The following is a 24,300-nucleotide window of genomic DNA, read 5'->3' as shown; positions in this document are numbered from 1 at the left end:
GGGTTCGAGGAAGGAAAATAGAATGCCTATACTAAAATTAACGGATGTCCCTGAGCATATCTTGGACAAACCGGCCGGCATAAAGACTGGCACACAATGGCAATCTGAATACAATGTCGCCGCCTGGATACGCTTTGATCAAACTAATAGTGATCTCAGCAAGTTATATCTTGTGTGGGTAGATGAACAAGGCGAGCATCGGCACTGCGTCGATCAATGCTCTACGTCATCGGTTTCGTCATTGTTGTCAGGTATTGCCCGACTAAAAATTGTTGGCACATTGCGCTCAATGAGCGTCGCTTTGTCGACGCCACACACGACGTACCACGTAGACGAACTTTATGTTCAACCAGTACGAAAAGAGGCCACCAAGCCGCCTAAAAAACGCCTGTTCGAAATGTAATTATTCGGCTTGCTTTGCCCACACAGGCCCTTCAACAATTTCTGTTAGCACAGGGGCCTGTACTTCATCTTCATTCTTAAGATGTGTTGTTAACTCTTGCTCAGCTAAGTTTACTAGGCTTTGCGGTACAGCATCGAAGTCGAGCCCTGTAGATCGCTTTAAGCGTTCGAGTGCCATTTCTGGACGTTTCTGAGATAGGCGTATGACGTTGTCATTTACTACTGTTGACATCATCGGCTCCGATTAAAGTATTTATATTTAATAATGCGAGATCTATGCCAATTGCCTATCGCCTTAAAACTAAGGCTTTGAAGAGAAGTTGATCACACGCAAAAAGCGATATGTGACCGTTAGTGACACAGAGTGTCACCTAGCCATTGCTGAGCAGCGTACCTCTAATTAGATTGCTAAGGGCGCGTCTATTTGCAGCTTATTGGCTAAAATGACCGCTTGAGTGCGGTTAACAACGCCGAGCTTACGGAAAATTGCCGTCACATGTGCTTTAACGGTGGCTTCTGAGATTTCTAGATCATAAGCGATCTGTTTATTCAGGCGGCCTTCCTGTAAGTGCTTTAAAACCACCAGCTGTTGTTCGGTTAATTGATGTATTTTTTTAGCGATACTCGCCACTTCTGAATCTACATCACCACTGCCTTCTGGCCAGTATTCATCACCTTTTAAAACTGCATGAACGCCATCGACAATATAACTAGACATGGCAGACTTTGAGATAAAACCCGATGCGCCGCAAGCCTTTGCCTTAGCGATGGTTTCGCTCTCATCGTTACCGGAAATAACGATCACTGAGATAGCAGGATACAGTTTTCGAAGCTCAACAAGCCCCCAAAAGCCATCATGTCCTGGCAAATGGAGGTCAAGCATAATGAGGTCGACATTAGGCGTTAACGCTAGCTGCCTAAAAGCATCTTCTAGGGAAGCTGAATAATAAATCGGGTTTTCTGGCGAGAGCTGCAGTAACTGTGCAGCATTATTTAGAGACAAATTTAATGCATCTCGAAATAAAGGATGGTCATCGACAATCAGCAACTTATGCATATTAATTTCTCTTAGTTGACGAGCTCAGCCGTTAAGAAAGCTTGTAGTGCAGCGTCATCACCACTAAGGAGAGCGGTAATGCTCACATTTATTATATTTATTTTGGCCTAATTGTTACCTTTTTTGACAAAGATGTCACTCACTTATCTCGCTCTTATTTAGTAAGCTGATCTAAACCCTGTTTAAAACCTTCAACAAGATCTTCGGTATCTTCAATACCAATTGAGCAGCGTATCATTTGCTCACTGATACCGGAGGCCGCACGCTTGGCCGCGCCCATTTCAAAGAAAATGGTGCTTGCCATCGGCAACGCCAACGTTCGGTTATCGCCTAAGTGCGTCGCATTAATAACAACATCAATGCTATCTAATAACGCTGAGCAATCATAACCAGGTTTAACATCAAAGCTTAAAATCGCGCCATAATGTTTAAACCATTGGCTCGCTTTTTCATGTTGAGCATGGCAGCTCAGGCCAGGATAATAAACTTTCTCTACTTTTTCGTGTGCATCAAGCATTTGCGCTAGGGCTAGGGCATTAGCACATGCGCGGTCCATTCGTAAGGCAATGGTCTCTGCGCCAACCGCAATTTGGAAAGCCGCGTCTGAGCTGAGCGAGCCACCCATATCACGCAGGGCTTTTTTCTTAATTTGCGTGAGCGCCCACTTTTTGCTGTCGCCTTGGCGGTAGGCTTCAAAAATATTGGGATAAGTTGACCAATCGTACAAGCCCGTATCCGTAATGGCACCACCTAACACAGTGCCGTGCCCGCAGAAATATTTTGACAGGCTGTTCATCACCAAGCTGGCTTTTACGTTTTTTGGTTTAAACAAATAAGGCGATGTTAGCGTGTTGTCGACTAAGTAAACCAAACCATGTTGTTCACACCAATCACCTATAGCCGCTAGGTCAACAACTTGCGTGCCCGGATTTGCAATAGTTTCTACAAATACAATACGAGTGTTTTGTTGATGGGCCGATTTGACGTTTTCAACATCGGTGGCATCAACTAAGCTGACTTCGATACCAAAGTTCTCAAGAGTTGCCAAAAAACTATGAGAGTTACCAAATAGGAATTGGCTCGCAATGATGTGGTCCCCTTGCTTTAACAAGGTCAAAAATGCCGCACTGAGCGCAGCCATACCCGTGGCAAATACTAACGATCCAAATGCTTGCTCGGCCTGTGTAATCATTGACTGCAATGAATCGGTCGTCGGCGTTGACTGACGAGCGTAGGCTTGACCAGCTGCCTTCCCTTGAAACACATCTACTAATTCTTGTGTCGTGGCATAACCATATGGCACTGAATTATATATTGGCGCGTGTATTGGGCCATCGGCGAAACCTTGCTGACGATCATGATGAACAATATTGCTGGTAAAGCCTTTCAATTTAGTCATTCTTTATTACCACATTAGATCATCAGGGACGACGAAGTCTTTATAAGGATCATCATCGTCTATTACATTAGTATCAGAGGTTGCAACAAATACGATTGAAGATTCACTGCGTTCGGCAATTTTATCGGCCATTTTCTTAGGAATGACATAAAATTTATCGTCAACTGACGCTATCGCTAAACGTCCTAAGGCTAGGTCTTTTTGGTATTGCTCGGTCACGTAGAGTGACTTCACTTTGTTATCTGATTTATCTGCGAAGCTGTATTTTACATCGCCGTCGTCAAGGTTCAATTTAGCGTGCAGAATCATTTGCTTAACTTGCGCTATGATTTCTCGCTTTTTTAACGCTTCTTGGCGTTCTAAATTAAGCAGACGGTCTTTTTCTAACTTATCTTTTTTGGCCTGCTCAACCGCTGCTTTTGATTCATCAACGGTTTCAATTTTGTGCTTACGCGCTAACTTTTCTTGCTTACGCTTTTCAGCTTTATCTTTTTGAATTTGCTTATTATTTGCCAAGCCTAAGCCCGCAAGTTGATCAGCTAATGATTTAGACATGAGTGATAAATACCTTACTTAAGCAGTTGTTCTAATAGGTTTTGGTAACGCTTATCTTGCTGGTCAATGACCATTCTGTTTGCCACAAATATGGCGCTCATGTCATCGAGTGCTTTATAAAAGTCATCGTTGATTATGAGGTATTCAAATTCTGCGTAGTGTGACATCTCTGAGACGGCATCTTTCATACGTCGGGCGATAACTTCAGCGCTGTCTTGCTTTCGCTTTTCTAATCGCTCTTGTAACGCCTCTCTTGAAGGCGGCAATATGAATATACTTTTGGCATCAGGCATTAGACGGCGAACTTGCTGAGCACCTTGCCAGTCGATCTCTAAAATAACATCGTGGCCGGCATCTAACTGTTGCTGCACATAGGTTTGAGATGTGCCGTAGTAGTTATCAAATACCTTGGCATGCTCTAAAAACTCTGCATGCTCAATACGTTCAACAAAATCTTCAACGGACGTAAAGTGATAATGCTCGCCATTTTCTTCGCCAGGCCGCATAGGGCGTGTGGTATGGGAAATAGACAAGTAGACAAACGATAAGCGCGAGATCAAGGCATTGACCAAGCTACTTTTACCCGCACCACTAGGTGCGGCAACAATATATAAAGTTCCAGGGACGATTTGTGGCATAACTGTGCCTAACTAGAAAGGTTGAAAGCCGCTAATCATAGCAGATTGACTGGCTTTCGTCCTGTTTGTAGTTGATATAAAAGTGCTGGGCGATCGGTCATTATGCCATCTGCACCGATCTCTAATAGCTGCTGCATATCGGCCTCGGTATTGATTGTCCAATAGTGAACTAATATCCCTGCGTTGTGTGCCGCCTGAATAAAGCGCGGTGTTGCTAAGCTTAACCCGCCACTAGTCATGGGCACGGCAAAGGCATCTATCGAATAAGGGTATAGTTTTTCCAACCTCAATAATTGCAATACATAGAAGAGCTTTATTTCACTTTCGGCGGCATAGGTCTGAGCCTGAGGTTTAGCTTGACGTAACTGTTGCAGCGTTTCTAAGTAGAAAGAGGCCACCAATATAGTGCTCCACCGGTCATACTCATCAATTTTAGCGATTAAAGCAGTTCTTAATTCATCACTATTGTCTTTGAGTTCAATGGTAAATCGGTGGTGCGGATATCGTTGAAACATTTCATCTAAGGTAGGAATGGTTGCGCCCGCCCCCCTATAGGGAAAATCCTGATTAACTGGGACCTGTTGTTTGGCTACGTCATCATTAGAGTGATACGGCCACCAGTAGGCGGCATCAAGTACTTTAAGCTCGGCCAGCGTATAATCAGCTACTGCGCCCTTGCCATTGGTCGTGCGGTCAACTGTATCGTCATGGATAACCACGAGGTGATTATCTCGAGTCAGATGTACATCCATTTCTAACACATCAACATTACTGCGCAATGCGGCATCATAAGCGATCAAGGTAGAATCTGGGTATTCTAAATTACCCCCTTGATGCGCAATATTATCCACTTGCTGGCGCGCAAACTCAGAAACTGTAGGCGTTGGCACCGCTACAAAATAGACAGCGTAAAGCACGGCCATTAGTATAAAAGCGCGTGAAAGTATTCGTAACAGCTTCATTTAAATTCCAATTATTATTATTTTATCTGAAGAATTATAGGCATTTAGCAGGCTAAGACTCAACACTTAACTGCGTCTTCAGCACCAATCGCACCCAATTACCTGGCTAATTGTGCTTTAATCATAGGTTGGTTCGAAAAACCAAAAACAAACCCCTACACTGAGCCACAAAGACTCTATAGGCAGAAATATTATGTCAACCGAAATTCAAGACATCATCACTTTTGTTGGCGCGCATGAGCCCTTTGATAATATTCCGGCCGACGATTTAGCTGAGCTATGCGGCCAAATTGAAGTCAGTTATTTCCAAGCAAAAAACCAAATTCTAAATTACGGCGCCTCAATTGACGCCCTATACATGATTCGTTCCGGCTCAGTAGAAGTTTTCCGACGCACCGGTGAGCTATATAACTGGCTAGAACCTGGGCAAGTTTTCGGGCAAATGGGCATTTTAATGAATGGCCATGTTCGTTACCCAGTGCAGGCTAGGGAAGACACCTTAATTTATCGAATTCCATCTAAATTGTTCCTTGATATGTGTGATAAACACGCTGAGTTTGGTGATTTTTTTGAGGTGAATGAGCATTCTACTTTGCAGCAAGAAGTGCAAAATAAGGCTGACGAAAATGACATGACGACGGCCAGTGTTCGCGACCTTATTATGCGGCCCCCGGTACACCTCACCGCCGATGCGACTGTTCATGAATGTGCTCAATTAATGAGCGATCAAAAAGTATCCTCCATTGTGATTTTTGACCACATTAGTGTTAATGACGAAGATGATGAAATAGCCGAAGAAAAGACCGCCCTACTTCCAGCCGGAATCGTCACCGACCGCGATTTACGTAAACGAGTGCTCGCCCAGGCTCTGCCATACGATACTCAACTGCGTGACATTATGTCGACCGACCTTATCACCATTGCTCACGATGCTTATGTCTACGAAGCCATGCTATTAATGCTTCGCCATAACGTTCATCACTTACCCTTAGTTCGCCAAGATAAAATTACCGGCGTCGTTGCGCTGTCTGATGTGGTCCGCCATGAATCGCAAAACAGCTTGTTATTGGTACGCGGTATTCTTAGCCGAGAAACAGTAGCAGAGCTCGTTGAACTTTCGCCTCAAGTGGCCGCGGTTATGGTGCGTATGCAAAAAGAAGGCGCTAATTCGCACATGATCGGCACGGCTATGTCTGTCATTGGCCGAGCATTTAAACAACGTTTATTGCAGTTGGCCGAAACAAAACTTGGCACACCACCAGTACCCTATTGCTTCTTGGCCCTGGGCTCTATGGCTCGTGAAGAGCAAATATTGGTAACCGATCAAGATAATGCAATTATTTTGTCGCCAGATTATAACCACGAACTGCACAACGAATACTTTAAAGAACTGTCCGAGTTTGTCTGTGATGGTTTAGCGGCGTGCGGCTATACCTACTGCGATGGAGATATTATGGCCACTAACCCGAAGTGGCGAATGACCTTACAAGACTGGAAGAAACAATTTGCCGATTGGATTGAAAACCCAGACCCGAAAGCACTGCTCAACGCTTCTATCTTTTTTGATCTCAACGGTGTTGACGGCAAAATAGTTTGGGCCGATCAACTTACTCGTTACATCACCAACAAAGCGAAAAACAACAAGCCATTCTTAGCAGCTTTAGCACGCAATGCGCTGAACAGAACACCTCCGTTAGGTTTTTTTAAAGACTTTGTTTTAGAAATAGATGGCAGACAACGCTACAGCATGAACTTAAAGCGACGCGGCACTGCGCCACTGGTCGATGTTATTCGTGTGCATGCTTTAGCAAAGGGATCGTTGTCACAAAATTCTTTTGACCGACTAGAAGATATCGCCGACTCACCAATTCTTCCTGAAGGTAAAAAAGATGAACTCTCTGATGCGTTGGAGTATTTATCAAAAATCCGTATTCGCCAGCAGGTCGATGCCGTTGAGGCAGGTGAAGACCCTGACAATACCGTAGAGCCTGAAAAGCTATCCGGTAAAGAGCGCCGCGGCTTAAAAGAAGCCTTCCAAGTACTCAGCAGCGCTCAGAAGTTTTTGAAGTTTCGCTATACTGCACAATCAAAAGGGTAAGTCATGGAACTTTTTCCGTACCAAACGGTGCCTGATAACTGGGATCAGTTTTACGCCCAGCAAACCAACCATGAGCTGCCCGAAAGCCTGCAATCTTTTTATTACCAGCCTTTAGTCGCCGCAAAACAAGTGATGCAAGATACTGACTTTGTTGCTATTGATATTGAAACCACCGGCTTAAACGCATTAGAAGATGACATCGTGAGCATTGGTCTTGTGCCGTTTGACGCTCATCGAATTTATCTAGCCAAAGCCAAGCACTGGATTGTTCGGCCTCGCAGATTAACCTCAGACTCCGTCGTTATTCATGGTATTACACACTCAGACATAGCCGATGCGCCTTCATTTCGATCAGTTTTACCAGAAATACTGTCACACTTAGAAGGCAAACAAATTGTCGTGCATTACCGGTACATGGAGCGGGAATTTTTTCGTGTCGCGGTTGCGAATTTATTGCAAAAAAACTTTTTATTCCCTGTCATTGATACACTGGAATTAGAAGCAAAATTTCTACGTAAACGCCGCTCGCCTATTTCAGCTTGGGTAAAAAGACCATTACCTTCTTTGAGATTATTAAACGTCCGAGAACGCTATAACTTACCCGCCTATGAAAACCACAATGCCTTAGTTGATGCGTTAGCCACAGCAGAATTATTACAAGCGCAAATGGCAAAACATAAATTAGCGGAAAAATTGGTGAGAAAACTCTGGCTGTAAAGATAAAGAAGAGCGCCCAAGAACTGGGCGCTCGATAAGTAGATTACTTATTAACTTCTGTACGCATGCCCATTAGCAACGACACACACATAACCAACAGCACAAACATAAACGGTAAGCCTGTTGATATAGCACCCGCTTGCAATGCTTCAATGGCTTCTGTTCCGCCTATCCACAATAACGCTGCAGCAATAGCCCCTTCAATAGATGCCCAAAAGATACGCTGAGGCACCGGCGCATCAATTTTACCGCCTGCGGTAATACTGTCGATGACCAATGAACCTGAGTCTGATGAAGTAATAAAGAAAACCAATACCAAGACAATGGCTATGAATGACAAGAGTGAGCCTAGGGCTAACTCGTCAAACATTTGGAACATTGCCAAGGGTACTGACGTTAAGCCATCAATGCCCAACGCACCGATGCCGTTTTGGATTTGATCAATCGCGATACCGCCATAGACCGACATCCAAACAATGGTCACCGCTGTTGGAATCAAGAGTACTGCGGTGACAAACTCACGTACGGTACGGCCTTTAGAAACACGCGCAATAAACATACCCACGAACGGCGACCAAGACATCCACCAGGCCCAATAAAAGACAGTCCAACCTTGCAACCAAGCTTCATCTGGACGGCCATGCGGGTTAGACAACGGAATAATATTTTTCGCGTAAGCCACAACCGTTTGCGGAATAGTCCCCAACGATACGGCAAAAGCCACCGCAGCAACGAATACCATGAGCAAGATCGCAATAACCATGTTGACGTTAGAGAGCACTTTCACACCACCTTCTAAACCGCGAACAACAGATACAATGGCCAATAAAGTTACGCCGATAATGACCCAAATTTGCAAACTTAAACCCGCGGCAAAACCAAAGACATGGCTCATACCCGCTGCCGCTTGTTGAGCACCCAGCCCAAGTGACGTAGCCAAACCAAATAAGGTCGCCAATACCGCCAGAATGTCGATGATATGACCCGGCCAACCCCAGGTGCGATCCCCTAAAATTGGGTAAAACACCGAACGCATCGAAAGCGGTAAGCCTTTGTTATAAGTGAAAAACGCCAAAGACAAGGCCACCACACCATAAATAGCCCAAGGGTGCAGACCCCAGTGATACATGGTTGCGCCCAATGCTAAATCGGCCGCTTCTTTTGTATAAGGTTCAACACCGAGCGGCGTTTCAAACCAACCAGTGAAATAAGCCGCTGGTTCAGCCACACCCCAGAACATAAGACCAATACCCATGCCCGCCGCAAACAACATCGCGATCCAAGATAAAGTAGAGTGCTCAGCTTTCGCTTCATTACCGCCTAAGCGAATTTTGCCCCAAGGCGAAACGGCCAACCCAATACAAAAAATAACGAAAATGTTGCCAGACCACATAAACCAAGCATCGAACTTAGCAATGATGTCCCACTTTAAACCATCGAGAAAACCCTTAGCCGTTGCCGGGTCGGTGACCAGTACGGCCACTAAGAACAATAAAATTAGACCTGCACTGAAGCCAAAAACCGGGTTATGAACGTCAAAGCCCCATTTTTGTACGTTATCTTGCCCCACGGAATAGTCGGTATTCTCAATACTGTACTTATCTTTAGACTGACTCATTACTTCCTCCAAGTGAAAAAACTGTGACAACCATAGGCAGTGTATGGCTTGAGTGCAAGTCGAGTGTCGGGGACCGTGTGGAAACTTGGAGTGAAAACCCTAAGAAATCAATCAATTGAGCTTGCTAAAAAAACACCTCCAGGACAGTGGTGTTCAAAAATGTTTTTAATAGGTAACGGTCACATTAAAACATCGACCTGCCCCATAAAGGCAGGGATATCTTCAATTCTTTTCTATCAAGCCAATAAACATACTAAGGCTCTACTGAAGTTTCTGCCTTTGTCGGCACCCGACAAAAACCCTGTGCGGGGACATCAAGGGCGGCATTAAACTTACTCGATAAATTCTGAAAAGCGATCAACCCTGTCAGCTCTACCACTTCATCATCACTGTATTGGGTTTTTAGCCGAGTCATTAGCTCTTCAGTCACTTGAATGTCTGAACGCGTTACCGCTTCTGAGTATTCCAATGCCAACCGCTCTTCTTCGGAATAAATATCAACATCTCGCCAATGATCGAGATGATCTACTTTATCTTCCGCGCCTGCACGTTGAATGAGAGTGTTCGAGTTAATATCAACACAAAAAGCACACCAGTTAATTTGAGAGACACGCACCGTGACTAATGAACGCAACACTGGGTTCAAAGGCGATTTTTTACGATCCAGCGCGCCGTAGAGCATGGCTACCGTTGCAAATAACCAAGGGCTGCGTCCCCACAACAAACCTGGTTTTAAAACTTGGCCATATTTACTACTTTGGCGCCAAAAGAACGGGCGAAGAAAAAACGGATACTGGTGAAGTGGTTTTTCAGGAACTCTCATGAGCAAACCTTTGGCTGCGATAAATTAAACATTAGAATATACTAATGTAATATAGAGAGCTACAAACTATTCTTCACCGACCAGTAAATGCTCATAACGCTGATCCGTCAGCGTTATCAAAAAAGCCACCAGCGCATCCACTTCTTTGTCGGTTAAGGCCGGCGCATCAAACTCTTCATCTTCTAAGGCTAAGTTTTGGTTCACTTCTGCTGCTCCCCAAGGCTGGCCAGTTTCGGGGTTTAATTGACGGGTGCTATTGTTGAATTTGTCGTAAAAGAGAATGGTGGTGCGCAAGTCTTCGAACACGCCGTTATGCATGTACGGGCCAGTCACGGCGACGTTGCGCAAAGTCGGCACTTTAAACTTACCAGCTTGGTTTTCATCATCAATTCTAGGGTGTTCTAATAAACCGCGATCAAGATGATCGGCTCCAAGTCCGTTTGCCGTTCGCACAGCCAAGTTAACCGGCACACCTAAGTTGTGGTATTCATAATTACTAAATGTTTCACCTAGGCTGTTACCAAACGTTTTGAGCTGATGACAGCCATTGCAATTAGTGAACTGTTGAGAAAAGAACAGCGCTTCACCGAGTGATTCTTGTTGAGACAACTCCACTTCACCTTTTATATAGCGGTCGTACTTTGAGTCAAAGGGTGAAAAGAAGTCGGTCTTTTCAAACTCGGCAATACTGTCGGCCATAGCGTGGTAAGCAGCTTCGCTGTCCTGAAAAATGTCGTCGCCATAAAGGTCAGCGAAGCGTTTAAAGTAATAGTCATTTTCTTGCAATCGAGCAACCACCGACGCTTTATCGGGCATACCCATTTCAAGTGGATTCAATGGCGGCCCACCGGCTTGGCCAGCCAAATCACGTTCACGGCCATCAAGAAACTGACCGCCTCTAAAAACACCTGCATCGGTGCGAGTAATCACTGGAATAAAGCTAGCATAGGAAGCCGTAGGCGCATTACGATCACCAAAAGAATAACCATCATCGCCTAAAGAGACCATAGCATTTAGGGCGTTTGCGCGGTTATCAATAAAGCCATGTTCAGGATTATGACAAGTCGCACACGATTGGCTGCGGTTGTTAGATAAGTTAACATCGAAAAATAACAGCTGGCCAAGCTGAGCTTTAGCCCCCGCCTCTGTTAATTCAGCGCCATAAAGCAAAGGCGGCATTAAAAGTAGCCAACACAGACAAAATACAGATTTTTTAACCAAAATGACCTCCAAGCTGAAACAAACCACAGATGCATTTGATAATTATTATCGTTTAATGTGTGTTTGTATATGATTCGTGTCAATTTTGGGTTAGTTTTTACTACGAGCCCAAGCTTTACCCATTGGGGCAGCTCCATACTAAACATTTATCCTGGGCCGAAGCCATAATAGAGCGAATGAATGAGGAGGTTCTTTTGAAATTAGGCCGAAATGAGCCCTGCCCTTGCGGCAGCGGAAACAAGTACAAACGCTGCTGCATGAACAAAGACAGTGCATCGGCGCAGCTGACGTCTGTATTCGATGATATTGAACAAGCGGCCGCAATGACGCCCGATTTATCGTTAGAAGACCTAAATACCTTAATAGAACACAAGATGAATTCAGTAAACAACAACGCCGTAGCAGACTTTTGTGGACTCACGGCTTCGCAAATGAGCAACTGGTTATATGCGCCATACGATGAACTTGAACAGGTCAGCATAAGCACACCAGCCGATTTATCAATGTGCCCCATCATGCGTTATTTAGAGCTTATTTTAGAGGAGGCCATGCAGAACGATGGCTCATTTAAAGCCACCAGCAAAGGTAACTTGCCTGCAAAAATCGTAAAACAAGCCAGCGATATTCTACCTGAATTCGCGATTTCTAAATATCAGCGATTCATCAGTATCAGTGCATACTCTGGCAGCAACGAAGACAAATTTGATGCACTACATTATACCCGTTTATTGGCAGACCTAGCGGGAATCATCTATCTCCGTAGCGGTCGCTACCACGTAAAAAAGACAGCGCAAAAACAATATCAAACACAAGGCATTCAAGCCTTTTTTATCCCCATGCTGGAAGCCGCCACCCGCCAGTATAATTGGGGCTATTTCGATGCCCATGAGTTTGATGCAGCTTTAAGGCCGTTTTGGCTATTTATGCTTTGGCGGTTAAACACCCATGCCAGCGTTGAAAAATTAATTGAAGAAATGATCATCGCCTTTCCTGACTTGGTGAATAACCCAGCGGATCAAAACCCACTCACCCACCAGAACTTAGACCGGTTAATTGAGTTGCGATTTGTTAAACGATTCCTGGAGTTCTGGGGCTTGGTAACGCTTGATCCTAAACGAAGAAATGGTGATGAATATATACCGAGACATGTGGCTATCCAGCCTTTGTTGGCACAGGTTTTTAGGTTTGATGTTTAGTGACTAGGTATGGCAGCCTGGCGATAATTCGTATGATAAGGACAACATGATGCAACAAGTGGGAATTTATGAGCAGTTAATCACACAGCTCATCGCCAGTCGAATTGATCGAGAGCGATTTTATGTTGGTGAACGAGAGCTCAATAGCAACGAAGCATCTTTATGGTTATCACGCTTTTTATCACACATTCTTGAGTATGCTATCGAATCTGTACCCACCAGTGATGATCGTCTACAGCAGCAGATTGCTTTATCTAACCAATTGTTACTTTGGTTAAAAGAGCAAATCCAAGACAACGGTTTTATCGAAGACAATTTGCTCTCCAGTCAAGGTAAAATTCTGACCGCATTATACGAATTAGAAAATCCTGTCTCTGCCAATTTAAAAAACTATATTAATGAAATATTTCCACTAACAGGCTTAACCCAAAGCGAACTGTTTTGTGGTAGCAATGCTGGGCTTTCGCTTGAATCAGAACTCAAACGAGAGATCTTATCAGCGGATAGAATTTACTGGTTAGTGTCGTTTATTAAGTGGGCAGGGATACGTATTTTCCGCAAGGAGCTTGAGGAGTTTACTTCGAGCGGTCGCGAGTTGAAAATCATTACCACGTCTTACATGGGCGCAACAGATGCTAAAGCAGTTGAGTATTTAGCAAGCTTGCCTAATTCGGAAATCAAACTGAGCTATAACACCCAGCGCGAGCGCTTACATGCTAAGAGCTATCTTTTTCTGCGAGAAACTGGCTATCACACCGGCTATATAGGCTCTTCCAATCTTTCGTATTCAGCGCTAACCAGCGGCTTAGAATGGAATTTAAAAATCACCTCGCAAGAAATTCCGCATATTATTAAGAAGTCATTGAGTACATTTGAAACCTACTGGGCATCTCAAGATTTTGAACTATTTAGTGGCGATGCAAAGTGTAGGGAAAAACTTAAAAAAGCCCTGAATCAGCAGAGGGGCGATAATGAAAGCAGCTCGACACATTTCTTTGATATAACGCCTTTTCCTCATCAAAGCGATATCTTAGAACAACTTGCTGTTGAACGCTCTGTTCATAACCGCTTCCGTAATTTAGTTGTAGCGGCTACAGGCACAGGGAAAACCTTGATTTCAGCCTTTGATTTTGCGCGCTTCCTGAAAACGAAACCGGATGCAAACTTCCTATTTGTCGCGCATCGCGAAGAGATATTAAAGCAGGCCAGGTCAGCTTATCGTGGTGTATTACGTAACGGTGCGTTTGGTGAGCTCTGGGTCGGTGGGCACAACCCAGAACACTATGGACAGCTGTTTGTCTCCATCCAAACTTTAAACAATCAACTTAGCCAACTTAATCTTACGGCTAGCTACTATGATTATATCGTGATTGACGAAGTACACCACATCGCGGCTGCGAGTTATCGTGCAGTGCTTGAGCATTTTTCACCATCCATATTGCTAGGCTTAACGGCAACACCGGAGCGCCATGATGGGGGCGATATTTTAGCAGATTTTGGTGATGTAATTGCGGCTGAGATTCGTTTACCCGAAGCAATTAACCGGCGCCACCTTTCTCCTTTCCAGTACTTTGGCATAGATGATGATACTGATCTTCGTACCGTTCCATGGGCACGGGGTCGCTATGATATTACGCAATTAACCAATCTATATACCCACAACCAAGTACGCTTTAATAAAATATTACTCAGTATGCAGGAGATCATCACTGACATAGACAAAATGAAAGCGTTAGCCCTCTGCGTGAGTAAAGAACATGCTCTGTATATGACACAGCAGTTATTGCTTAAAGGGGTTAAAGCCGATGTACTGACCAGTGATAACAGTCACGAGCGACAACAAAAGCAGCAAGCTATTCGCTCAGGAAACATTAATGTACTCTGTGTTGTCGATATTTTTAACGAAGGCATCGACATTCCGGAAGTAGATACTTTGCTGTTTTTAAGGCCAACAGAAAGTTTGACTATTTTCTTGCAACAACTTGGACGAGGTTTGCGTTTAGCGCAGGGCAAAGAATGCTGTACCGTATTAGATTTTGTCGGAAACTCACGTCCAGAGTATGATTTTGCGAATAAGTTTAGAGCCTTAGTAGGCAAAAGTAGCCGAGCCATCAGCGATGAGATCAAACAGGGGTTCCCCCATGCACCTCTTGGTTGTCGTATTGAGCTAACGAAGCGAACGAAGGAAATGGTACTCAGCAATATTAGTCAAGCATCGTTGACGTTAAAGCGTTTAGTTGCAATGATCAGACAATACCCGCAACATTCTACACTGCCGTTAACATTGGCAAACTTCTTAACACAACACCCTTATATCGACTTAAATGAGTTTTATAAGCGAGGGTGTTGGATGAGTCTCGTTCAACAAGCTCAGGACCAAGTCAACGAAACAACACCAAATGAATCTACTCTAAAGATGCTCAAAAAGGCGATCCACAATCGAATTTTGACTTGTGATGACCACACCTACCTATCGTTCTTAAAGCAACTGTGTCAAAACAATTTTAAAATTGAAGATGCTACCCATCGCCATACCTTGATGTGTCATTACGATTTTTGGCAAAAAACTGGGCCAGAAAGTGGTTTCGGTTCGCTTCCAGAGAGTCTGGCTAAATTAAATTCGCTAGGCATACATGCGGAATTGTTAGATGTGCTTAATTGGCAGCTTGCGCAAACCAAACATGAACAACCTATAATGGAAGCTTTGCCAAACGTATCGTTAAGATTGCATGCACGTTATGCACGAGAGCAAATACTAGTAGCGTTTGGCGCAACATCATTTGAACAGCAACCTCCTTCACGAGAAGGGTTATTTATAATTAAAGCGCAAAACATTGAATTGATGTTTGTGACGTTAGATAAAAACGAAAAGCAATTTTCGCCAACGACTATGTATCACGATTACGCAATCAACGAACATTTGTTTCATTGGCAGTCTCAAAATAGCGCGAGACCCGATAAAGGTCGTGGATTGGATTACATTCAACATCAGAAGATTGGCAAGCGTTTATTTTTATTTGTGCGTGAGCAAACCAAAGATGAATTTGGTCGAACAATGGGTTTTGTCAATTACGGTGAAGTTGAATATGTATCACATGCCGGTTCACAGCCTATGAGCATTACTTGGAAGTTAAAAGAGCCAATGCCGCATTTTATGTGGCAACAAGCAGCTAAGTTGGCCATGGGGTCATAACCAGTACTAGTTTGGTTTAGGCTACATCATCAAGCCGAATCCTTTGATTCACTGGCACAGCTTTTTGAAACCGTGGCACAGCAGCTTGGGGACGCATGACTACTCTGGTCAGCGCCTAATCCACTACTGTCCGCACTTCCTGCGCGCCATTCATGCAGACCCTCACGAATTACCTGCCAAGCGGAGTGCAGAAACAGCCCAGCAATGGCCAAGCCGACTATAATATCGGGCCACAGGGTGTTCGTAAGTGCAACGAGGCCTGCCGCTACAATCACGCTGCTGTTGGCGAATAAATCATTTCTAGAGCATAGCCAGGTAGAGCGCATATTAAAATCGTCTGATCGATGGCGATACAGCAAGGCAAAGCAAATGCCATTGGCGACTAATGCAAACAAGCCAATCGCCCCCATCCAGTTGGCGTCGGGCACTTCCTGAAGTACTAGCTTACGAAGGGCATCGACCACTACCACGAGCCCAAATAGCAACATAAAAGCACCCTTAAATAAGCCTGCACCCGCACGTGCACGACGGCCTTTATCGAGTACAAATAAGGTCAGCACATAAACCGAGGCATCACCAAACATATCAAGTGAATCCCCCAGTAACGCTGTAGAGCTCGCCAACCAACCCGCTGTAAACTCAACCAGAAAGCCAACCAAATTGATAGCAAGCACACTATAAAGCACCTTACTCTGGCGACCCCTTAACAGCGCCAGCTCGCCGGCTTTGTTTTCACAGCAGCTATCCATTTAAATTACTCCAAACTATATAAGTTGAGGTTATTTTAAGGGTTAGTGTTGCTTTAAGGTCAAGAGTACTCAGTAAAAAAGTAACATAATGGATTTTGCAGCAGCAGCAGAAGTCTCGCCCTTTATATTTAAATTATCTTTGAATAGGATATTAATCCTATTTAAACTGCGAAAACGGCAATATAGTCCTACATTCTTTCTTATATCAGTTGCTTAGCTTCGGTGGCTGGACTATATTCCCATTAATGTTTGAATTATGGGAACATAGTCCCTTTGGTTGATATATGGCTAAGCGTGATTTACACAGTGTGTTGTTTCCTAAACAGCGAAAAATCCTTACGCAATTTGGTGAGGATTTGTTGTTAGCAATGAAGCGTCGCGGTTTTACTAAAAAGCTATTGTGTGAGCGAACTGGTTTTGATCCTAAAACAGTGAACAAGGTCTTCGCGGGTGACCCTGGTGTTGCTATCGGTACTTACTTGAAGATCATGGCCGTATTGGGAATGGAGAGTAACTTTGCAGAAATGGCTGCTCACGACGCAGTAGGCATCAAGCTGCAAAACATTAAATTGCTGGAAGGTTCGAGATGAGCCGTGAAATCATCGAAGTCTATGCCGACTGGCACCCAATTGAAGCGCCACTGCTAGTGGGACACCTTACTTACAGTGACTCAAGCCGAGGTGGCGTGTTTAGTTTTGCCTACGATAAAGCATTTCTTACCTCAGCCTATCGCTTGCAAATAGACCCTATGCTGACGCTTCACTCAGGTGAACTCTACAATGACGAAGTTGATAAGAACTTCCGAGCCTTTCTTGATTCATCCCCCGATCGTTGGGGGCGTATTTTGATGCAACGTCGCGCGGCAATTGAAGCGCGTAAGGGTATTCGGGAAACGAGTCGATTAAACGAATTGGATTACTTGCTGGGCGTAAATGATTCTTACCGAATGGGAGGGATTCGATTTAAGCGAGCAGGCTCAGATGCTTTCTTGGATGACAATACTGAGTTTACTGCGCCGCCAATGGCCTCACTACGTGAACTAGAGTACGCCGCCATACAGATTGAAAAAGACAATAACATCGATAGTGACGAGTATTATCGCTGGTTAAAAATGCTGATTGCGCCTGGCTCCTCATTAGGCGGTGCAAGGCCTAAAGCTTGTGTGACAGATGTGCAAGGCCACTTGTGGATTGCCAAGTTTCCCAATTTAAACGACACCTACGATGTAGGTGCATGGGAGATGGTCTGTTATGAGTTGGCTTTGGCGGCGGGTGTGGACATGTTTCCAAGTGAGATCAGGCAGTTTTCATCACATCACCATACCTTTTTAACAAAACGCTTTGATCGTCAAGGAGAGTTGCGGCTGCATTTTTCATCGGCCATGACTCAGCTGCAATACTATGATGGTGAACAATCTCAAGGTGCCAGCTACTTAGAGATTGCGGAGTTTCTTTCCACACAGGGCGCACAAACAGGAGCTGATTTAGCACAGTTATGGCGCCGTATTGTGTTTAATATTGCAGTTTCTAATACGGACGATCACCTGCGTAACCATGGTTTTTTACTGACCAAAGATGGCTGGAAGTTATCACCGGCTTATGACTTAAACCCCATCGTTGGTAAACATGGCCTACACCTAAATATTACGGATAAAGACAATACCTTAGACTACCAGTTAGCCTTTGAAGTAAAGGATTTCTTTCGGCTTTCTCAAAACCAAGCCATTCAAATTTACGATGAAGTACTTGGTGCCGTTAAACAGTGGCAAGCCGTTGCCAAGCGGTTAGGGATCAGCAGAGCAGAGCAAGCTATAAAGGAGTCGGCGTTTAATATTTAATGATACTGTCATCCCCCGATTTTAATCTCAGATAAAAATAATGTAGATGACTTAGTCTGATTCTAATTTGCAAATAAGGTATAGAGTGTTTTAAAAATACAACTCAGCTAAAGGAACCCAACTTTCGATGAATAGCTAAATAGTCTTTATTTGGCGGCATTACATTTGGCACATCAACCGTAGGTGTACAAATAATTCTTCCTTTCCTGAATCGATTTCTTGCAGCACACCAATATCCGTTAATTGCTTTAAATAGGTTCAAGCAGTTTGGCGTTTTGCTATATCACGTTCAACTAGATTACTGATGCGGCAATATGGGTAATTGGTTATAAGGCTGCTCTGCTTGCCAAGTCATGTTTAAATTTCCAGTATAAATCGACATAACTTTTTTCTGTGTCGATACGATCGACATATCAAGGCTCAATCCTAGAAACTCACCAAAAATGGAGTTTTAAGTAGCACGCCACCTCTTGGCCTTTGGGGCTGTAGGGGCAAAGCCTCAATTGCTCCCACGTAAACACCGATTTAACCACCAGCTGGTTGCTTCTTAATGTGTAGAGCGTTAACTAAAACTAACACACTAAGTAATCTACTAATTGAAAAATAAACCAGCTTTATACTCTTTTCTCTATATGTGCTCTTACCTCATAATAAATGGACACTCCTGTATCTAAATGTCTATTTATTACACTATAATGGATATTACTGTATCCATCAGGGTTGAGTATGAAATTTTCACTTTTAGATGACACCGACGTTAGCCAAGCTTTTGCAGCTCATCTTCGTGGCTTACGTGAGCAGGCTAAGCTATCACGACAGGCGCTTGCTCAGCGTAGTTGTGTACCTGCGCCTACCATTAAAAAATTTGAACTCTCTGGGCAAATTTCATTTCGTCAGTTACTACTCTTATGGCAGTCACTTGACTCACTCGATAGGCTTTACCGGCTAACCCAGCTAAGCGAAGACCGCACTGTTTTACCTACCAGTATAGAAGAGGTCCTTAAAGATGAGTTTTAAATCAATTCAAAAACTCAATGTGCAACGAACGCTTGCAACGGGTGAGACTGTGCTGGTAGGCGTATTAGCTCAAAACCGCCAGGGAGTATTCTTTCAGTACTATGATGAATACATTAGTAAATTTGGAAACTTGTCCCCGTTTACTTTAAAAGCTAATGGACAGCTTCAACAAGCACCTAAAGAGCCTCATCAGGGGATTCATGGCGTTTTTGGTGATAGTTTGCCTGATGGCTGGGGGCTATTACTCCAAGACCGAATATTTCGCCAACAAGGTGTTTTGCCTGCTCAAGTAACAGCGATGGATCGTTTAGCCATTGTAGGCAGCCAAGGGATGGGGGGATTGTCATTTACGCCCGTATCAGCGTTTTCACCTGAACAACATCAAAATATTGATATAGCTACACTTGGGCTAGAAGCACAAAACTTGTTTGATCAATCTCTATCTGAAGAGTTAGATGGTAAAACCCAGCAGGTTTTAGCAACTTTAGTCGCTGTAGGTAGCTCTGGCGGGGCAAGGCCTAAAGCACAAGTTTATATGCCTGCTGGTGATGCTCAGCAATGCCGAACGTACGCAAAGCACGGGGATGAAGCATGGTTAGTTAAGTTTACGTCGAAGAACTTCGCACTAGGTCATGAAGAAGGCTTATGTGAAGCCGTGTATCTACAAATGGCTGAGCAAGCAAAGTGCCAGCCACCGGTTTGGCAGTTAATTGATGCACCACCAAGTAGTGGTGCAAAGGCTTGGCTAGCACTTAAACGTTTTGATTATTTACCCAAAGAGCAAAGGTTGCAGGCCGATAAAGCCGATAGCGAACATCATGCGGGTCGTTTGCATATGCAAAGTGCCTGTGGCTTGTTAGATGCAGATTTTCGTACCCCTAGCTTAGACTATAGCGACCTTATTAAAGCCAGTCGTCAGTTGTGTAAGTCTCCTGCTGCAGGGCAACTTCAGTTTCGCCGTGCTATTTTTAATTTATTTGCTGCAAACCAAGATGACCACAGTAAAAACTGGGGCTTTTTACAAAGCGATGATGGTAACTGGCAACTAGCCCCCTTTTACGACATTACATTTAGCCCTCATCCCTTTAATGAGCATGCAACAGCCTTTGCAGGGCATGGAAAAGCGCCCCCACTCAAGGTAATGCAAAAGTTGGCAGCAAGTGCAGGTTTTGCTAATTGGAAAGAAGCCCAACAATGCATTCAAGAGGTTGTTGCGGCGATTGATAACTTTGCATCTCTGGCAATACAACAAGCGGTTAGTAAAACAACTGTGCAAGCAATTGCAGCGACGCTCGCTCAGCGAAAACAAGAGAACGCAGCGCTACTTATGTAGGGCAAGCACGCCAATAGAGAAGTTGCTCACTTAACCAATAAGCTAAATAAATATAGTCCCTTTGGTTTGTGGTATGGCTATGCGCGATTTATACAATGTACTGTTTCCAAAGCAGATGGTAACGGACATCTGCAAACCGATTTGGACGGGTAACTTTCTACCTAGGAAGCTACTCTATATTCTGAACCTGCTCCCGCATCTGCTCGATCAAAACTTTCAACTGAACCGCATTGCGCGTAATGCTTTCTTTAGTAGATTTTGAACCTAGCGTATTCGCTTCGCGGTTAAATTCTTGCATTAAGAAATCTAGCTTACGGCCTACGGCGCCTTTTTGTTTCAGTATGCCTTGGCATTCTTTTACGTGGCCATCTAGGCGGTCTAACTCTTCAGCTACGTCGGCTTTTTGTGCCAGCATAACGACTTCTTGTTCTAGTCGTTCTGGGTTTACTTCTACGCCTAGATTTAAGGCTTTTTCACGTAGGTTGTCGCGGAAGGTTTTTATCCACTCTGGGGCTTCTTCACGTATCGCGGCGACAATGGCGGTAATGTCGGTTAGGCGTTTATTTATGGCGTCTGCCAGTACGGCGCCTTCGCGTGTACGGCCGGCTAAGAAGTCGGTTAGGGCTTCGTCAAACTGCGCTAATAAGGCGGCGTTGACGGCTTCTATGTCGAGTGATTCATCAATCAATACGCCTGGGTATTGCAATAACTCTAGCGGGTTTACTGGCGCGGCGTTGGGTATTTGGGTGCGAACTTTTTCTAGGGCATTGCTGACCGCGGTGAGGCGGGCTTCATCTACGCCAAGGCTGTCTGCGCCTGAGTGTGCGTAGAAGCGAATGTTTACTTCTAGTTTGCCGCGTTTTACTTTTTGCTTAAGCCGTTCGCGCAGTTTCATTTCTACCGGGCGAAGGGTTTCAGGCAACCGAAACGTGGGTTCCAAATAACGTTGATTAACCGACTTAATTTCTATTGAAAGTGTGCCGAAATCAAAACTTTGCTCTTTGCGCGCGAACGCCGTCATGCTGTATGTCATTTGAAACCCTTATTTGTTTACCGTTGTATCTACTTTAATCTGGCTTTAACTGGCTTGTGTTAAGGCTTGTTCTTGCATCACACAAAGCTCTTTCACGCCTTTCTCAGCTAAGGCTAACATAGCGGTTAATTGCTCAGGACGGAACGGTTCGCCTTCTGCGGTGCCTTGAATTTCTACAAAACCACCATCACCGGTCATGATCACGTTAAGGTCTGTCTCGGCGGTGCTGTCTTCTGCGTAATCTAAATCTAGTACTGGGGTGTCTTGCCAAATACCGACAGAAATAGCCGCTAAAGAATATTTAATGGGGTTCTTTTTGATCGCGCCACTGGCTAATAAGCCATTGACTGCATCGGTTAACGCGACAAACGCACCGGTGATAGAAGCCGTACGAGTACCGCCATCGGCTTGAATAACGTCGCAATCAACAACAATGGTGTTTTCGCCTAGCTTTTCCATGTCTATCGCGGCACGCAATGAACGGCCAATTAAACGACCAATTTCAACGGTGCGGCCAGTTTGTTTGCCACGTGCGGCTTCGCGGTTGTTACGAGTGCCCGTTGAGCGCGGTAACATGCCGTATTCTGCTGTTACCCAGCCTTTGCCTTGGCCTTTCATGAACCGCGGCACACCAGACTCTACCGATGCCGTACAAATAACTTTGGTATCGCCGAAGCTAACTAATACTGAACCCTCAGCATGCTTGGTAAAGCCTCGTTGGATGGTAACTTCACGCAATTGATCATTCTGCCGGCCACTTGGACGCATACCTATCTCTCTCTTATTGATTGAAGCGGGCGATTATATCGGGACTGGGTACTAATCACCACTGAGTTCAGTGTATCCGCATCGTTACTCACTGCATTCAGTGACATTATCAATAAGCACCCACCGATAGCTATAAGGCGTTAGCTCTCGCCATTGTTCAACAGATTGCCACGGCAGTTGTGAGAGGTTATTGGTCCAATCTAATGATTCGGCTAATCGTTGCTCTACTAAAACAAAATGGCTTTCTAATTCGAACGACGTGACATCGATATATTGCCCTTCGACTAACTGAGGAAGACTAATAGAATGTGTCTGTTTCGACAGATTAACGATAACCATTGCTAGCGTACTGGGTTTGTCTTTATGACAGTGTGCAGCAACTCGAATATTTTTGTTGTTGTCTAAGGTCATCAACCCCTTTGGCCCCATATTGCGCTGCCAAAGTAAGCTTGCCCAATAATCTGGGGTCGGACTGTATCCATTATTGTAACTTAACAGAGCGTAGTCGCCACCGATTAAAGATTGACGAATGACCGTTTCATTCCCGTTTTTTACAGCAGTCGCAAGGTGCGCTAACCACCAAAGAGACGCTCCAAAGCGATCGGTCAATTTAGCTTTGCCACCGCACTGCGCCGGACCCGTTTCACCTAACCATTGCCGTGAATGAGGCGAATACTGCGCTAACCATTGCTTCACCTTTTTACTGTGCTTAGCAAATTCATCAAAGGTTTCGTGGTCTAGTAACCCTTCCCAATTGGCTCCTTCAATGCGAACAGTGCATCGCGACGATTGCGTTGGATAATAATGCCAAGTAAATACATCTGGGTTAGCTCCTGCTTTTAAAAAGTCTTTCGAAGAACCGACCACCTGCTTTAGTGGCTCGCCAATTTCCGGCCAGAATGCATTACCAGGTGCCGCCAATTGCAGCTCACTCTGTGCCTGTAGATAGGCTCGCGCCTGCTTGTATTCCTCAGCTAACTGTTCAAAACTTATTTGGAAGCGATACCCAAACATTAACCAATGAGCGCCAGGTTCGTTACCAAACTCTAATAAACCAGAAAAGTTTTCTGGTAACCAGGTTAATAAACGCTCCAATTGTAGTGGCTGCCATTGGTCCTCTAACCGAACGCGTGGACCCGTACTGATGGTAATAAAGGGCAGCGCTTTTACCGTGGACACAAAATTTAAAAAACCGGTAAAGTGGGCTCGAGTCAATTGCGGTATGGGCTCATTGGCACCGTCGTCTTCAACTAACCATAATTTATCGGCCTCTGTACCACCTAACCTAACCCAAGCTGGCTGCAATAGGGTTGTCCAGCGTACTAAGTCTGTATGGGTGAAGTCGATTGGACGAGGTGGCGAGTCTGAGCCTTCCCACCATTCGCCGTCAGTCAACATAGCGGCATCAACCGCGACACCTAAAAACTGTTCTGATATTTGATAACCTTGTTCGTCCCATACAATAATGGTGTGCGCGACCTGCTGTTGCTTCACCCAATGCCAAACACTGCTTATAACAATGGCTACCAAAACCAACAACGCAAGGCGCCATTTGTATTGAAGTAGCCTTACTTTTACATTCATAAATCATGCTCACTAAAGCTCTTATTTCACGGCATTATGTGTCGCTTTTATGACAGCTTGCTTGCAGTCCTCGCTTTTGCCCTTATAGTTATTTTATGTT

General features: G+C 44.5%; 22 protein-coding genes and 1 pseudogene. 9 read left to right on the top strand and 14 right to left on the bottom strand.

Features of this window, described 5'->3' with window-relative positions; all coding sequences use genetic code 11:
- The first annotated feature begins 22 nt into the window (after positions 1-22).
- On the top strand, positions 23-403 hold the full coding sequence (locus ACI882_RS02710; protein ID WP_411742838.1) for a hypothetical protein: 381 nt from the start codon (positions 23-25) through the stop codon (positions 401-403).
- Here ACI882_RS02710 and ACI882_RS02705 read toward each other — a convergent pair whose 3' ends face one another.
- The 6 genes from ACI882_RS02705 to ACI882_RS02680 all read right to left on the bottom strand — a co-directional run bounded on the left by ACI882_RS02705 (position 404) and on the right by ACI882_RS02680 (position 5,013).
- Complete coding sequence (locus ACI882_RS02705; RefSeq protein WP_411746775.1) at positions 404-637, bottom strand: hypothetical protein; 234 nt, start codon at positions 635-637, stop codon at positions 404-406.
- 165 nt (positions 638-802) lie between these two features.
- Entirely contained in the window at positions 803-1,459 is a 657-nt protein-coding gene (locus ACI882_RS02700; protein ID WP_411742840.1) for a LuxR C-terminal-related transcriptional regulator, read from the bottom strand.
- Between the two features lie 154 nt (positions 1,460-1,613).
- The gene (locus tag ACI882_RS02695; protein WP_411742841.1) at positions 1,614-2,858 is read right to left on the bottom strand and encodes a cystathionine gamma-synthase family protein; all 1,245 of its coding nucleotides are present in this window, start codon (positions 2,856-2,858) and stop codon (positions 1,614-1,616) included.
- Positions 2,859-2,864: 6 nt separating this feature from the next.
- Positions 2,865-3,413, bottom strand: coding sequence for a DUF2058 domain-containing protein (locus ACI882_RS02690; protein WP_411742842.1), 549 nt, complete (start codon positions 3,411-3,413; stop codon positions 2,865-2,867).
- Between the two features lie 14 nt (positions 3,414-3,427).
- The gene (gmk, locus tag ACI882_RS02685; protein WP_411742843.1) at positions 3,428-4,051 is read right to left on the bottom strand and encodes a guanylate kinase; all 624 of its coding nucleotides are present in this window, start codon (positions 4,049-4,051) and stop codon (positions 3,428-3,430) included.
- Positions 4,052-4,086: 35 nt separating this feature from the next.
- Positions 4,087-5,013 (bottom strand): glycerophosphodiester phosphodiesterase, encoded by a 927-nt coding sequence (locus tag ACI882_RS02680; protein WP_411742844.1) that lies wholly within the window; start codon positions 5,011-5,013, stop codon positions 4,087-4,089.
- Positions 5,014-5,206: 193 nt separating this feature from the next.
- Between ACI882_RS02680 and ACI882_RS02675 the strand changes: the two genes are divergently transcribed.
- Complete coding sequence (locus ACI882_RS02675) at positions 5,207-7,111, top strand: DUF294 nucleotidyltransferase-like domain-containing protein (protein ID WP_411742845.1); 1,905 nt, start codon at positions 5,207-5,209, stop codon at positions 7,109-7,111.
- A 3-nt stretch (positions 7,112-7,114) separates the two neighbouring features.
- Positions 7,115-7,828 carry a 3'-5' exonuclease gene (locus ACI882_RS02670; protein ID WP_411742846.1) on the top strand — a complete coding sequence of 238 codons (714 nt, stop codon included), beginning with the start codon at positions 7,115-7,117 and terminating at the stop codon, positions 7,826-7,828.
- 43 nt (positions 7,829-7,871) lie between these two features.
- Here ACI882_RS02670 and ACI882_RS02665 read toward each other — a convergent pair whose 3' ends face one another.
- The 3 genes from ACI882_RS02665 to ACI882_RS02655 form a co-directional block, all read right to left on the bottom strand.
- Entirely contained in the window at positions 7,872-9,446 is a 1,575-nt protein-coding gene (locus ACI882_RS02665; protein WP_411742847.1) for a BCCT family transporter, read from the bottom strand.
- 253 nt (positions 9,447-9,699) lie between these two features.
- On the bottom strand, positions 9,700-10,269 hold the full coding sequence (locus ACI882_RS02660; protein WP_411742848.1) for a carboxymuconolactone decarboxylase family protein: 570 nt from the start codon (positions 10,267-10,269) through the stop codon (positions 9,700-9,702).
- Positions 10,270-10,335: 66 nt separating this feature from the next.
- Positions 10,336-11,448: a cytochrome-c peroxidase gene (locus ACI882_RS02655; RefSeq protein WP_411742849.1), complete on the bottom strand. Its 1,113-nt coding sequence runs from the start codon at positions 11,446-11,448 to the stop codon at positions 10,336-10,338.
- Between the two features lie 218 nt (positions 11,449-11,666).
- On the opposite strand from ACI882_RS02655, the gene ACI882_RS02650 reads away from it, so the two are divergent.
- Both ACI882_RS02650 and ACI882_RS02645 read left to right on the top strand, forming a co-directional pair.
- Entirely contained in the window at positions 11,667-12,686 is a 1,020-nt protein-coding gene (locus ACI882_RS02650) for a YecA family protein (RefSeq protein WP_411742850.1), read from the top strand.
- Between the two features lie 46 nt (positions 12,687-12,732).
- A complete protein-coding gene (locus ACI882_RS02645; RefSeq protein ID WP_411742851.1) occupies positions 12,733-15,879 on the top strand; it encodes a DUF3427 domain-containing protein in 3,147 nt (1,048 codons plus the stop codon).
- Positions 15,880-15,908: 29 nt separating this feature from the next.
- On the opposite strand, the gene ACI882_RS02640 is transcribed toward ACI882_RS02645, so the two are convergent.
- Positions 15,909-16,628 (bottom strand): cation transporter, encoded by a 720-nt coding sequence (locus ACI882_RS02640; protein WP_411742852.1) that lies wholly within the window; start codon positions 16,626-16,628, stop codon positions 15,909-15,911.
- A gap of 284 nt (positions 16,629-16,912) precedes the next feature.
- Here ACI882_RS02640 and ACI882_RS02635 point away from each other — a divergent pair, with 284 nt between their 5' ends.
- On the top strand, positions 16,913-17,218 hold the full coding sequence (locus tag ACI882_RS02635; protein ID WP_411742853.1) for a helix-turn-helix domain-containing protein: 306 nt from the start codon (positions 16,913-16,915) through the stop codon (positions 17,216-17,218).
- Complete coding sequence (locus ACI882_RS02630) at positions 17,215-18,465, top strand: type II toxin-antitoxin system HipA family toxin (protein ID WP_411742854.1); 1,251 nt, start codon at positions 17,215-17,217, stop codon at positions 18,463-18,465. The genes ACI882_RS02635 and ACI882_RS02630 overlap by 4 nt, the downstream gene beginning before the upstream one ends.
- A 159-nt stretch (positions 18,466-18,624) precedes the next feature.
- Here the strand turns inward: ACI882_RS02630 and ACI882_RS02625 are convergent.
- Positions 18,625-18,795: pseudogene (locus ACI882_RS02625) on the bottom strand (hypothetical protein).
- Between the two features lie 396 nt (positions 18,796-19,191).
- Between ACI882_RS02625 and ACI882_RS02620 the strand changes: the two are divergent.
- Together ACI882_RS02620 and ACI882_RS02615 are read left to right on the top strand one after the other, a co-directional pair.
- Complete coding sequence (locus ACI882_RS02620) at positions 19,192-19,482, top strand: helix-turn-helix domain-containing protein (RefSeq protein ID WP_411746627.1); 291 nt, start codon at positions 19,192-19,194, stop codon at positions 19,480-19,482.
- Complete coding sequence (locus tag ACI882_RS02615) at positions 19,472-20,815, top strand: type II toxin-antitoxin system HipA family toxin (RefSeq protein WP_411746626.1); 1,344 nt, start codon at positions 19,472-19,474, stop codon at positions 20,813-20,815. Before ACI882_RS02620 ends, ACI882_RS02615 begins: the two co-directional genes overlap by 11 nt.
- Positions 20,816-20,984: 169 nt before the next feature.
- On the opposite strand, the gene ACI882_RS02610 is transcribed toward ACI882_RS02615, so the two are convergent.
- From ACI882_RS02610 to ACI882_RS02600, 3 genes are all read right to left on the bottom strand, one after another.
- Positions 20,985-21,848 (bottom strand): YicC/YloC family endoribonuclease, encoded by an 864-nt coding sequence (locus ACI882_RS02610; protein ID WP_411746625.1) that lies wholly within the window; start codon positions 21,846-21,848, stop codon positions 20,985-20,987.
- Between the two features lie 45 nt (positions 21,849-21,893).
- Positions 21,894-22,616, bottom strand: coding sequence for a ribonuclease PH (rph, locus tag ACI882_RS02605; protein ID WP_411744316.1), 723 nt, complete (start codon positions 22,614-22,616; stop codon positions 21,894-21,896).
- 84 nt (positions 22,617-22,700) lie between these two features.
- Positions 22,701-24,200 carry a hypothetical protein gene (locus ACI882_RS02600; protein WP_411744315.1) on the bottom strand — a complete coding sequence of 500 codons (1,500 nt, stop codon included), beginning with the start codon at positions 24,198-24,200 and terminating at the stop codon, positions 22,701-22,703.
- Positions 24,201-24,300: the final 100 nt, after the last annotated feature.

The organism is Reinekea sp. (assembly GCF_046710285.1).
GTDB lineage: Bacteria > Pseudomonadota > Gammaproteobacteria > Pseudomonadales > Natronospirillaceae > Reinekea.
Note: the sequence above shows the minus strand (reverse complement) of the source record. Positions and strands in the feature narration are given on the sequence as shown.